Here is a 13905-nt window from a genome sequence, read left to right on the forward strand (position 1 = left end):
ACCCACAAATAATATAAATAATCATGGGTTTTCAATAAATTAAATATAAAACAAAATCATAATTCTTCTAAAGAAAGCACATCTTTCATATTATAAAGACCAGACTTTCTTTCACTTAACCAAATAGCTGACTTAACTGCACCATTTGCAAAGGTCATTCGACTTGATGCCTTATGGCTAATCTCTACTCGCTCACCAATATCCGCAAAAATAGCAGTGTGCTCACCCACAATATCCCCTGCACGAATAGTCGCAAAGCCAATACTGCGAGGATCACGTTCTCCTGTATGTCCAACTCGTTGATAAACCGCACAATCTTTCAGATCACGACCTAAAGTCTCTGCAATCGACTCGCCCATCGCTAAGGCCGTACCAGATGGTGCATCAACCTTATGACGATGGTGAGCTTCTACAATTTCAATATCACTATAAGATCCCATCACTTTAGCTGCCTTCTCTAATAATTTAAGCACTAAATTAACGCCAACACTAAAGTTAGCAGCAAAGACAATAGGAATAGTTTGTGCTGCACAATTAATGGCTTTTTTACCTTCTTCATCAAAACCGGTAGTTCCAATAATCATGCCTTTATGATGCTCAACACAAAATGCCAGATGGGACAACGTACCCTCTGGACGCGTAAAATCGATTAAAATATCAAATTGCCCTACTTGAGCTAATAAATTATCAGTAACAGTGATACCGATATGACCAATTCCCGCTAACTCTCCTGCATCAGCCCCTATCAATGAAGAATTAGTACGTTCAAAAGCAGCACCTAATACCACACCTTGTTGCTGATTAATCGCTTGGATCAGCTGGCGCCCCATACGCCCTCCAGCCCCCACTACGGCAAGACGAAGTTCTGTTGCAGACATAATCTATGTTCTCCTTAATAACACTTATGATCTTTATTAATACTTTACAGATTAACGATGTCATTCGTTTGATGCCAGCATTTAACGACGATAATAAGAAAAACGAACAAAAGGATAGAGATCATCAGCAAAAGCGATGAACCGCATGATTATTCATTAAATTTTACGATTTATAAAAAAGGAGATAAAAAAAGCAGAGCCTTGGCTCTGCTTGGTAAATTAAATGTTTATAGCTATTGTTATTATTCGACTACTTTATAGTCAAGACGTAACTCTTTTGGCACTTCAAAAACAATGTTTTCTTCTCTGCCAGATAGCTCAATCACTTCTTCTGCACCAAAGGCCTTTAATCGTGCTAAGACTTGTTGAACTAAAATATCTGGTGCTGATGCTCCTGCTGTCACCCCAACAATATTGGCATGGCTTACCCATATTTCATCAATATCTTCAGCACTATCGATTAAATAAGAGGGTTTGCCTGCACGTTGTGCAAGCTCTGCTAATCGATTTGAGTTAGATGAGTTTTTAGAGCCAACAACAAACACGACATCGGCACGCTCTGCAAGCTCTCGAGCAGCTTCTTGACGATTGGTTGTCGCATAGCAGATATCATCTTTACGAGGCCCGATGATTTTAGGGAATCGCTTATTTAAGGCATCAATCACTTCGGAAGTATCATCGACGGATAATGTAGTTTGTGTCATAAAGCAAAGATTATCTTCATCTTTCACTTTTAGTTTCCATACATCATCTGGAGATTCAACCAAATACATTCCCCCTTCTGGGTTACTGTATTGCCCCATCGTCCCTTCAACTTCTGGGTGTCCGGCATGGCCAATTAAAATGGCCTCTTTACCTTTACGGCTCGCCCTTGCGACTTCCATATGTACTTTGGTCACTAAAGGACAAGTGGCATCAAAAAGCATCGTTAAATTACGAGAGCGTGCCTCTTGGCGAATAGCTTGAGAAACACCGTGTGCGGAGAAGATCAAAATAGCGTTATCCGGCACTTCGGAGATTTCTTCAATAAAAATAGCACCACGTTCGCGTAAATCATTGACTACATAGCGATTATGAACCACTTCGTGGCGTACATAAATTGGCGCGCCATAGATTTCTAATGCACGTTCAACAATGCTGATAGCTCGGTCAACACCCGCACAAAAGCCTCGTGGGTTAGCCAGCAATATTTGCATTTGTTGTTTCCTCCTGTGGATCAATACTGACGACTTCAATATCAAATGTGACATCTTGTAACGCTAATGGATGATTAAAATCGACAGTAACAGAATCTTCCGTCACTTCCTGCACAATTCCTGGCATTTCATTACCATTCATTGCCGTAAACAGCATAATGGTACCTGTTTCAGGAATACCGGATTGCGCAAAATCAGAAGGCATAAAGTATTGAATAAGATCAGGATTATATTTACCAAAAATATGCTCCCCCGCAAGCGTGAAGGTTTTCTTTTCCCCTTCTTTAAGTCCTACCAACTCTGCTTCTAAAGCAGGCGATAAGCTTTCATCACCAAGACGAAATAACGCCGGTTTTCCATGTGCTTGTGTAGATTCAGCAACAGAGCCGTCTGCCAATTTTAAGGTGAAATTCAGCAATACCGCACTATTATTGAGGATCTGCATACTCATACTAATACCTTCTATTAAGCGTAACCCCCGCCATTAGGCAGGGGTTATTTTAGTTAACTGATCTGTCAGATTACTTCTGCTTGTTGGTTTCTTGTGGGCTGGCATTCTTATCAGGGAAAAAGCTCTCAATGATAATTAAACCTGCACCAAGACAAATAGACACATCAGCAATATTAAAAGTAGGCCAATGCCAATCACCGACATAAAAGTCCAGAAAATCGATGACAAATCCATGGATCAGACGATCAGAAAGATTACCCAATGCTCCGCCTATAATAAGCGCATAAGCAATATTACTTAGCTTGGCACTCGCTTTATTTTTATACATCATCACCACTAAGACAATGCAGATTGCCAGTGCGATTAATGCAAAAAACCAACGTTGCCATCCGCCTTTATCGGCTAAAAAGCTAAAAGCTGCGCCATAGTTATGAGCATAAGTGAAGTTGAAAAAAGGCATGACAGCCACAGATTCATACAGACGGAATGTCTGCATGAAATACTGTTTTGTACCTAAGTCCAACACCACTACAGCAATAGCCAACCAGAGCCAGCGTAAACCTGTAGAGCAAAGTGTTTTCTTCATCAATTAAGCAAACTTACGTTCTTCACCGTTACCGGCTACGTTAGTAACACAGCGACCACATAAATCAGCGTGTTCCGCCACTTGACCAATGTCAGTTGCATAGTGCCAGCAACGTGGACATTTTTCACCTTGCGCTTTACTCAAGACAATTTTCAGCCCCGCCATATCAGATGCTAACGCGTTTTCTGGCGCATCATGAATATCAGCAACGGTCGCTTGAGAGGTAAGTAAAACAAAACGCAATTCGTTTCCTAATGCATTCAGTTTTTCCGCTAAGGCTTTATCCGCATACAGTGTTACTGCCGCTTCTAAAGAACCACGTAGTTGCTTATCGGTACGAGCTTGCTCTAACACCTTATTGACTTCACTACGAACGGCTAATAACTCCGCCCAGTACTCATCATTTAAGGTTTCAGATGCCTCTAAACCAAATAAATCTGTGTACCATTCTTGAGTGAACACAAATTTCGCACGCTCACCCGGTAACTGTGCCCAAATCTCATCTGCGGTGAACGACATAATTGGTGCCATCCAACGTACTAATGCTTCGATAATATGGTATAGCGCAGTTTGACAACTACGGCGAGCAACACTGTCGCTTTTCGCAGTGTATTGTCTGTCTTTAATGATATCTAGATAGAAAGATCCCATTTCTACTGAGCAGAACTGCATAAGACGCTGAATAACATTATGGAAATCGTAGTTTTCATAGTGTTTGAGGATATCTTCCTGTGCCGCTTTCGCACGACCGACCGCCCAACGATCAAGTATTACCATCTCTTCAGGTTTAACTTGATGTTTAGCCGGATCAAAGCCATTTAAGTTCGCTAAGAAGAAACGCGCTGTATTACGAATACGACGATAAGTATCAGCAGAACGTTTTAAGATCTCATCGGAAACCGCAATTTCACCCGTATAATCGGTGGAGGCAACCCATAAACGTAAAATATCCGCACCCAGTTTGTTCATTACATCTTGAGGGCTAACAGTATTACCAATGGATTTCGACATTTTACGGCCTTGTCCATCTACGGTAAAACCGTGTGTTAATACTTCACGATAAGGCGCTTTGCCTTTAATTGCTGTTGAAATCATAAGAGAAGACATAAACCAACCACGATGTTGGTCTGAACCTTCTAAATAGAGATCAGCTGAATTGCCATGGAATTCAGGGCGAGCATCAACTACGGTTGAGTGTGTTGATCCTGAATCAAACCAAACATCAAGTGTGTCAGGTGTTTTCATGTAGTCATCAGCTTCATCACCCAGCAGTTCGCGGATATCTAAGTCCCACCAAGCTTGAATACCACTCACTTCTACACGCTTAGCGACTTCTTCCATTAACTCTAGAGTACGAGGATGAGGCTCTTGTGTTTCTTTATGCACAAACAGCGACATTGGTGTTCCCCAAGTACGCTGACGAGAAATACACCAGTCAGGACGGTTTTCCACCATTGACTCAATACGTGCTTGGCCCCAATCAGGGATCCATTTAACACCTTTGATCTCTTTTAAGGATTGTTGACGTAATCCATTTTTATCCATACCGATAAACCATTGTGGAGTGGCACGGAAGATAACCGGTGTTTTATGTCGCCAACAGCAAGGATAACTATGTTGCATTGCTTCATGATGTAATAGAGCACCCTTTTCTTTTAGTAACTCAACAATCACATCATTAGCTTTAAAAACAAACACACCATCTAAGGTCGGATACGTATTAGGAAGATAACAACCATTAGGTCCAACCGGATTAGCCACTTCTAAACCATATTTTTGACCAATAACAAAGTCATCAGGACCATGACCCGGTGCGGTATGAACAGCCCCCGTACCGGCATCTAATGTAACGTGATCGCCTAAAATGGCTGGCACATCAAAGCCCATAAATGGGTGATTGAAGCGCAATAATTCTAAATCACTACCTTTACATTCACCTAAAACAGCCCAGTCTGTGACACCGATACGTTTCATAACGTGTTCAACTAAGTCTGCCGCTAAAATGACGCACTCATCATCAAATGAAACTAATGCGTAATTAAATTCGCCATTTAATGCAATTGCACGGTTAGCAGGTAATGTCCATGGTGTGGTAGTCCAAATAACTAAAGAAATAGGTTTATCAGTGACGACACCAAATTTAGCCGCTACAGCGTTTGAATCAACCGCACGGAAACGCACATCGATAGAAGGAGAGGTTTTATCGTAATATTCCACTTCCGCTTCAGCTAGCGATGAACCACAAGCCGTACACCAGTGAACAGGTTTTGCCCCTTTTAATAGGTGACCATTAGCGATAATACGCGCTAATGCACGAATAGTATTGGCTTCCGTTTTGTAGTCCATAGTGAGATAAGGTTTGTCCCAATCTCCTAGCACACCTAAACGAATAAAATCTTTTTTCTGCGCCTCTATTTGCTCATAAGCATATTTACGGCACTCCTCGCGGAATTGAGCTGCAGAGACTTTTTCTCCTGGTTTACCTACAATTTGTTCAACTTTTAATTCAATAGGTAATCCGTGACAATCCCATCCTGGAATGTACGGAGAATCAAAGCCTGACAGCCCTTTGGATTTAATAATAATATCTTTGAGAATTTTGTTTACTGAGTGACCAATATGAATATTGCCGTTGGCATAAGGAGGGCCATCATGCAAAATAAATGTTTTCTTACCACTTTTAGCTTGACGAATAGCTTGATACAAACCTTCTTTGTACCAACGTGATAACATTTCTGGTTCGCGCTTTGCTAAATCCCCGCGCATAGGGAACCCTGTTTCTGGTAAGTTCAGGGTATTTTTATAGTCACTCATTCGATTCTCAGTTCCAAGTTTCCGCTAGTTTATGACTCCGACCGCTGCAATAAAAAATCCCTAGCAGCAGCCACATCATTTGCGATTTGCTGTTTCAACGCATCCAATGATGCAAATCGCTGTTCATTACGTAATTTCTTTCGTAACACAACATCAATACGACGTCCATATAAATCCATATTAACGTCGATTAAATGAACTTCTAATTGTACACCCTTACCTTTTACGGTAGGACGACTGCCAATATTAGCCACCCCCGCTAAAGGCGATTGATGGTCGGCTAAATAAACATCAACCGCATAAACACCAGCAACAGGTGCCACTAAGCGTTTCATGGGAATATTGGCGGTTGGAAAACCAATAGTTCTGCCTAATTGATTACCATGTACCACGCGTCCACAAACGCTATAAGGGTGTCCAAGCAATGATTCAGCTAATGCTAAATCGTCATTGAATAAGGCTTCTCGTACCGCCGTACTGCTAATACGTAATCCTTTGTCACAATAACTTTCGGTATTTGCCACCTCAAATCCGTATCGAGCACCGGCTTGTTGTAAAAAATGAAAATCACCTGCTCTATTTTTACCAAAACGAAAATCATCGCCAATGGCTAAAAACTTCACACCTAATTTATCAACTAAGAGTGATGAAACAAACTCTTCCGGTGTTTGTGCTGCAAATTGCTTATCAAATTTGACACATAACAGGTAATCAATACCACACTCTGCCAAATATTTTATCTTATCGCGTAGGCGCGTTAGACGAGCAGGTGCTTTCTCTGGCAAAAAAAACTCCAGAGGTTGAGGTTCAAATGTCATCACAACAGTAGGTAGGCCACGACGTGATGCTTCTTGCTTCAAGTGTTTTAATAATGCCTGATGACCGCGATGGACACCATCAAAATTGCCAATTGTTAGAACACAACCATGATGTTGTGCTCGAATATTCTGTATACCGCGAATTAGCTCCATAACTGGCTCAATACCGTGGAAATAATTGGATTATACCTTGTCAAAGGCTCGAGAGTAACCCAATATATCAATGTTTATTGGTGAGTAATATCTTGCTTTGTCAATTCACTATGATTGTTAAATTAACATGCTCACTGCTAACAAAAAATAAACGATTACTCACTTGTTGGTTATAAAATCGCACAAAATCAACCGTAGATCCGCTTAGAATCTATTATTTATTACTCATATACACGATTTTGATGATTTTTTCACTCAAAAGACTGTATTCTACCCGTCTTAACTGATAAAATCTTGCGCCATCACAACGAAACCAGTGTCGCGTACAACGACGCTAATTTTGTATAAATCCATTGACAAACTTAGGTTGAAAAGGCATATTCCTTCACCTTTGTATTGTCCTCGCTAGAATATATTTGGGAGTTGGAACTTGGCTAATATCAAATCAGCTAAGAAACGTGCGGTTCAGTCTGAAAAGCGTCGTCAGCACAACGCAAGCCGTCGTTCAATGATGCGTACTTACATCAAAAAAGTATACGCAGCAGTTGCTTCTGGTGATAAAGAAGCAGCACAAAAAGCATTTAATGACATGCAACCAATTGTTGACCGTCAGGCAACTAAAGGCTTAATTCATAAGAATAAAGCAGCACGTCATAAAGCTAATCTGCAAGCACAAATCAAAGCAATGTAATTATTGTTTTTGTGTTTAAAAAACCGGCTTAGGCCGGTTTTTTTACATTCTGTCTATGCAAACTCTACGTATTTCATTCGTTATTGGCTTTCTTTTCACCACTAAACAAAGCTGAAAAATCGGTATTACACACACGTTGTACTGCCGGATGCTGGATCATACGTTCAGCAAAAATAACGTAATACTCTTCTTTTACCGAGTCTAATGTGCCTATTTCCTCAATATTACTTTGGACAAATGTCTCATTGGTATAAATAGAAGGTGCAACAAAGATAGCATTATGATTTAAACCAAATGCTTTCATTAATGCAGCATCATCAAATTCACCTAAAATTTCTACTTGAAGATTTTTATTGCGTATCCAAGTTAACAAATGACGACCTAACATAGAGCGTCGACCAGGGATAAGCAATTTTCTATCTTCTAAACATTCTGGGAATGGCTTTTCTGGTATTGGCTGACTGCAGAAAAAACTGACACTACACTCACCCAATTTAACAGAGAACAGCCCCTCTTGTTGTGAGGAATCTACGGGACAATCAGATAAAATCATATCTAACTTATGCTGACTTAATTGCTCTAACAACAATTCGTGAGTCGATTCAAAACAGCGTAAATGTATTTGTTCATGATCAATAACCGCCGTTTCTAATACACGACTAACAAGTTGTTTGGATAACGCATCGGCAACCCCAACATCAAATAACAGGTTAGATTCTCGACTATAGTTGACAATATCTAGCATCTCTTGGCTCAGCATAAACATTTTATCGGCATAGCGAAAAATAAGCTGACCTAATTCAGAGGGAACTAATCCGCGCCCTTGACGCTTGAATAATTTCCCCCCTAATCTTTCTTCTAATGCTTTAATTTGCCCTGTAATTGTCTGAGGTGTCAGATACAGCGCTTCCGCAGCCCCTACAACAGAGCCTTCTTTACACACATGCCAAAAATAATAAAGATGATTAAAATTGAGATGTGACACACGCATAGTGATTTTCCTTTCAACTTCTGTGATCTCATCACACAGACTTCGTTAACAACGCATTAGCGATTGGTGTTCCTTTCTCCAATCCTCATAAAAACACCTACGGCACAATACAAAGTATTGCGCCGTAGGTTTATGTTTATAGCTCGGTTTTTATTGTGTTTAGAAAACGAGTTTCCTACTCAATTTCACTATTTTTGCTTCTGCTTCAACTTCGGTAAAACAGAGTTAAGCAATAAATATCCCACAACAGCAGCCATGGTTGAGCCAACTAAAATACCCAGTTTAGAGTATGTATTATAGGCTTCTATAGCACCTTCAAACGCAAGACCTGCGATAAAGATAGACATAGTAAAACCGATACCACATAAAACAGAAACGGCAAATATTTGCTTAAGATTAATCGCATCTGGCAATTTTGCAATCCCTAGTTTTACCGAAACCCAACTAAAGAGAAAAATCCCAATCGGCTTACCTAAGAAAAGCCCTAATGCAATACCAACGGGTAAGGTCGATAACATGCCATCAAGGGTAACGCCATTTAAAGAAACCCCCGCATTACTAAAAGCAAATAGCGGTAATATTAAATAGGCAACCCACGGGTGTAAAACATGCTCTAACTCTTCCGACGGTGAAGCCCCCTCTTTATCTCTTAATGGGATCAAGAATCCAACAATCACTCCCGCTATTGTGGCATGTATACCTGATTTCAAAATACACACCCACAAAATAAAGCCTAGGACTAAGTAAACTGCTGTATTACTCACTTTACGCCAATTAAGAATAAACAACATGATGGTGATTAGCGCTGCCAATAATAACGGGACTAATGCCACACTCTTAGAATAAAAGAGAGCAATAATCACAATGACACCAAGATCATCAATAATGGCTAGCGCTAATAAAAAGACTTTCAATTCCACGGGAACGCGACGCCCTAGTAACGCCATTACACCTAGAGCAAAAGCAATATCTGTTGCTGCCGGAATAGCCCATCCTTGCTGACCAATCGCATCGCCATGATTAAAAAATAGATAAATCAAAGCAGGTGCTAACATTCCTCCTACTGCAGCAATTGCAGGAAAAATAGCGCGATCACGTTGCGCTAATGAACCTTCTTTTAGCTCCCGTTTGACTTCTAATCCTACCACTAAGAAAAAGATGGCCATGAGTGCATCGTTAACCCATAAGATCAACGGCTTATCTAGCTCTAATGCCCCAAATTTAATCATTATTGGGATAGATAAAAACTCATTATACAAAGCACTAAGAGGTGTATTCGCCATTATTAATGCGATAATAGCAGCAACAATCAGAAGAATACCGCCTGATGCCTCTAATCTTAAAAATTGTCTAATAATTGCTGTCATATTGTTAACCTAAAAATGTCTATTTGTGTTAATAATATGCTAATTATGAATTCGTAAAAAACAGATTATTTAGCAAAAATAATTCGGCTTTTTCGATCTCAATCGCTTATATCAAGAGTAAAGAAGGGATTATGTAAAAAATAATCAATAAGTAATATCACGAAAGATAAAAAACAAAAATAAAAAAAATAAAATACAACCTATTGATACAATTATTTTTTATGATAAATATAAGTAATAATTCACATTTAAAACAAGAATTGATAGAAAATAGGTAAACATTCTATTTTTTATCCATATTATTGTGACTATAGTGTGCTTTTTATTAAGAATAGTTGATAATTTACTCACAAGAATAATAAGAGGTGAAGATAATATTGTTCAACCTTTTTTGTTACCAGAGGATACCTAATGAAATAAGAGAGGAATGAGTATTGAAGATAACAGAGAATAAGTTTCTAGGTATTTTTATGAAATTAATAAGAAAAAGCCTGATAGGCAATACATTATCAGGCTTTTTGGGAATGAAGATAACGCAAAAATTATTTGGTTAAATCATCAAAGAATTTTTTTACTCCATCTAAGAAACTCTTAGAGCGCGGTGTATTTTTTTCACCACCTTTACCACCAAATGATTCACCTAGCTGTTCCATAAGCTGCTTTTGTTTTTCATTCAGTTTCACTGGCGTTTCAACAACAACACGGCACATTAAATCACCGACACCATGGCTACGTACAGATTTAACACCTTTGCCTTTCATGCGGAACATTTTGCCAGTTTGTGTTTCTGCTGGAATTTTTAGTTTCACACGACCATCGAGAGTTGGCACCTCAATTTCTCCCCCTAATGCTGCAACCGCAAAGTTAATAGGTACTTCGCAATAGAGGTTATTACCATCTCGTTCAAATATATGGTGCTGACGAACATGAACCTGTACATACAGATCGCCCGCCGGTGCGCCTTGCTCACCCGCTTCACCTTCACCACTTAAACGAATACGATCACCGGTATCCACTCCCGCCGGGATTTTAACTGATAAGGTTTTATAACGCTCAACACGGCCATCACCATGACATTTAGAGCAAGGCTCTTTAATTATTTTACCGCGACCATGACAGGTAGGGCATGGTTGTTGAACGGTGAAGAAACCTTGACGTAAATGAACCTGACCTGCCCCATGACATGTTGAGCAAGTTTCCGCTGATGTGCCTTCTTTTGCCCCACTACCGTGGCATTTATCACAAGTTTCTAAGGTTGGAATGCGGATCTCTTTGGTAATACCACGAACAGCTTCTTCTAGCGTTAAGTCCATGTTGTATTGCAAATCTGAGCCGCGTGCAGCACGTTGTTGACGACGACCACCACCAAAAATATCGCCAAATACATCACCAAAGATATCGCTAAAGTCAGCGCCACCAAAGCCGCCACCGCCTTGACCACCAAAACCACCTTGTTCAAAGGCAGCATGACCATATTGATCATAGGCCGCACGTTTTTGTGGATCGCTAAGAACTTCGTAAGCTTCTTTAATTTCTTTAAATTTAGATTCCGAATCTTTATCACCTTGATTACGATCTGGGTGATATTTCATCGCTAAACGCTTATAAGCACGTTTGATCTCTTTTTCATCGGCTGTTTTACTTAACCCGAGTACTTCGTAAAAATCTCTTTTCGCCATTCTGGATTACCCTTGACATAAGCACACGGGCGTAGAGTTGCCTCGACGCCCGTGTTTCGGTATCAGTAACTGTTCATCATTGAGTTACCGCGGCCCGTTAAGGGCATTATTTTTTATCTTTGCCGTCTACTTCTTCAAACTCTGCATCGACAACATCGTCATCTTTCTTCGCACCTGCATCAGTTGCATCGGCAGTATTACCTGCACCCGCTTGAGCTTGTTGTTGTGCAATTTCTAACAGAGGTTTTGAAGCTTCAACTAACGCTTGCAGTTTTGCTTCAATAGCAGCTTTATCTTCACCTTTAGAAGCAATTTCTAATTCGCTTAACGCTTTTTCGATAGCTTCTTTATCGTTAGCCGCTAATTTGTCACCCGCTTCTTCAATTTGTTTACGTGTACCGTGAACTAATTGATCTGCTTGGTTTCGTGTTTGCACTAACTCTTCAAATTTACGGTCTGCTTCTGCATTAGCTTCTGCATCACGTACCATTTTTTGGATTTCTTCTTCATTTAAACCTGAAGAAGCTTTAATGGTGATGTTTTGTTCACGACCACTGTTTTTATCTTTTGCAGATACATGCAAGATACCATCAGCATCGATATCAAAAGTCACTTCAATTTGTGGCATACCACGTGGTGCAGGTTGAATACCATCTAAGTTAAATTGACCCAGTGATTTGTTATCACTCGCACGTTTACGCTCACCTTGTAATACGTGAATAGTTACAGCTGATTGATTATCTTCAGCGGTAGAGAATACTTGGCTATGTTTAGTTGGGATAGTGGTATTCTTCGCAATCAGCGAAGTCATCACGCCACCCATAGTTTCAATACCTAAAGACAGTGGAGTCACGTCAAGTAACAGAACATCTTTAACATCACCAGCTAATACACCACCTTGAACAGCAGCACCCATAGCAACAGCTTCATCTGGGTTAACGTCTTTACGTGGTTCTTTACCGAAGAACTCAGCCACAGTTTTTTGTACCATAGGCATACGAGTTTGACCACCAACCAGAATAACGTCGTTTACTTCACTAACTTTCAAGCCCGCATCTTCTAATGCAACTTTTACTGGATCCATTGAACGTTTTACTAAGTCTTCAACTAAAGATTCCAGTTTTGCACGAGTTACTTTGATATTTAAGTGTTTAGGCCCTGTCGCATCAGCAGTAACATAAGGTAAGTTCACATCTGTTTGTTGAGCTGAAGATAATTCAATTTTTGCTTTTTCTGCAGCTTCTTTCAGACGTTGCATTGCCAATGGATCATTACGCAGGTCAATGCCTTGTTCTTTCTTAAACTCATCAACTAAGTAGTTAATTAAACGGCTATCGAAGTCTTCACCACCTAAGTGAGTATCACCATTGGTTGACAGAACTTCATAGGTTTTTTCGCCATCAACTTCATCAATTTCGATGATAGAGATATCGAATGTACCACCACCTAAGTCATAAACAGCGATAGTGCGGTTACCCACTTCACGATCTAAACCATAAGCCAATGCCGCAGCTGTTGGTTCGTTAATAATACGTTTAACATCTAAACCCGCGATACGACCCGCATCTTTAGTTGCTTGACGTTGCGCATCATTAAAGTAAGCAGGAACTGTAATAACAGCTTCTGTAACTGGTTCACCTAAGTAATCTTCCGCTGTTTTTTTCATTTTTTTCAATACTTCAGCAGAAACTTGTGGTGGAGCCATTTTTTCGTTACGTGCTTCAACCCATGCATCACCATTATCAGCTTTAATAATTTTGTAAGGCATGATAGAAACATCACGTTGTACTTCCGCGTCTTCGAAACGACGACCGATTAAACGTTTGATGGCAAATAATGTATTTTGTGGGTTAGTCACAGCCTGACGTTTTGCCGGTTGACCAACTAGAATTTCACCATCTTGTGCATATGCAACAATCGAAGGAGTGGTACGATCGCCTTCACCGTTTTCAATAACCCGGGCATTCTTACCGTCCATTACAGCAACACAAGAGTTAGTTGTACCCAGGTCAATACCAATAATTTTACCCATTTAAACGCCTCCAAAGAGAATTCTTTATCAATTTGATTACCAATCTATATGAGGATGAATATTCATTTTTCAAGTCAAAAAATTAATGGACTCAATATCATCACAAAGCGGATAAACATCAACGCAACTCAATAGTGGTAATTGCAGTTGAAAAATAGATGGGGTCATAAATACATTCATCAAGGGGAAAAATAAAAAAAAATAGTAAAAAGATAAAAAAAAGATCTAGTAAAATAACAATATAAAAAA

Annotated in this window: 11 protein-coding genes; 1 reads left to right on the plus strand and 10 read right to left on the minus strand. The window is 39.8% G+C overall.

Features of this window, described 5'->3' with window-relative positions:
* Positions 1–56 precede the first annotated feature (56 nt).
* The 6 genes from dapB to ribF form a co-directional block, all read right to left on the minus strand.
* A complete protein-coding gene (gene dapB, locus AACU98_RS02235) occupies positions 57–878 on the minus strand; it encodes a 4-hydroxy-tetrahydrodipicolinate reductase (RefSeq protein WP_049199286.1) in 822 nt (273 codons plus the stop codon).
* A 242-nt stretch (positions 879–1120) separates the two neighbouring features.
* Complete coding sequence (ispH, locus tag AACU98_RS02240; protein ID WP_004245204.1) at positions 1121–2074, minus strand: 4-hydroxy-3-methylbut-2-enyl diphosphate reductase; 954 nt, start codon at positions 2072–2074, stop codon at positions 1121–1123.
* The gene (fkpB, locus tag AACU98_RS02245; RefSeq protein ID WP_004245205.1) at positions 2055–2525 is read right to left on the minus strand and encodes an FKBP-type peptidyl-prolyl cis-trans isomerase; all 471 of its coding nucleotides are present in this window, start codon (positions 2523–2525) and stop codon (positions 2055–2057) included. Before fkpB ends, ispH begins: the two co-directional genes overlap by 20 nt.
* 70 nt (positions 2526–2595) lie before the next feature.
* Positions 2596–3111: a signal peptidase II gene (lspA, locus tag AACU98_RS02250; RefSeq protein WP_004245206.1), complete on the minus strand. Its 516-nt coding sequence runs from the start codon at positions 3109–3111 to the stop codon at positions 2596–2598.
* 3 nt (positions 3112–3114) lie between these two features.
* Positions 3115–5925 (minus strand): isoleucine--tRNA ligase, encoded by a 2811-nt coding sequence (gene ileS / locus AACU98_RS02255; protein WP_004248968.1) that lies wholly within the window; start codon positions 5923–5925, stop codon positions 3115–3117.
* A gap of 29 nt (positions 5926–5954) precedes the next feature.
* Positions 5955–6896 (minus strand): bifunctional riboflavin kinase/FAD synthetase, encoded by a 942-nt coding sequence (gene ribF, locus AACU98_RS02260; RefSeq protein ID WP_004245208.1) that lies wholly within the window; start codon positions 6894–6896, stop codon positions 5955–5957.
* A 430-nt stretch (positions 6897–7326) separates the two neighbouring features.
* Between ribF and rpsT the strand changes: the two genes are divergently transcribed.
* Positions 7327–7587 (plus strand): 30S ribosomal protein S20, encoded by a 261-nt coding sequence (gene rpsT / locus AACU98_RS02265; RefSeq protein ID WP_004248964.1) that lies wholly within the window; start codon positions 7327–7329, stop codon positions 7585–7587.
* A 73-nt stretch (positions 7588–7660) separates the two neighbouring features.
* Here rpsT and nhaR read toward each other — a convergent pair whose 3' ends face one another.
* The 4 genes from nhaR to dnaK form a co-directional block, all read right to left on the minus strand.
* Positions 7661–8578 carry a transcriptional activator NhaR gene (gene nhaR / locus AACU98_RS02270; protein WP_004245210.1) on the minus strand — a complete coding sequence of 306 codons (918 nt, stop codon included), beginning with the start codon at positions 8576–8578 and terminating at the stop codon, positions 7661–7663.
* A 188-nt stretch (positions 8579–8766) separates the two neighbouring features.
* Positions 8767–9945, minus strand: coding sequence for a Na+/H+ antiporter NhaA (nhaA, locus tag AACU98_RS02275; RefSeq protein WP_004245211.1), 1179 nt, complete (start codon positions 9943–9945; stop codon positions 8767–8769).
* Positions 9946–10487: 542 nt separating this feature from the next.
* Positions 10488–11624 (minus strand): molecular chaperone DnaJ, encoded by a 1137-nt coding sequence (dnaJ, locus tag AACU98_RS02280; protein ID WP_161735446.1) that lies wholly within the window; start codon positions 11622–11624, stop codon positions 10488–10490.
* Between the two features lie 106 nt (positions 11625–11730).
* Positions 11731–13656: a molecular chaperone DnaK gene (dnaK, locus tag AACU98_RS02285; RefSeq protein WP_004248962.1), complete on the minus strand. Its 1926-nt coding sequence runs from the start codon at positions 13654–13656 to the stop codon at positions 11731–11733.
* Positions 13657–13905 lie beyond the last annotated feature (249 nt).

The organism is Proteus sp. G4380 (genome assembly GCF_963885725.1).
GTDB classification, from domain to species: domain Bacteria; phylum Pseudomonadota; class Gammaproteobacteria; order Enterobacterales; family Enterobacteriaceae; genus Proteus; species Proteus mirabilis.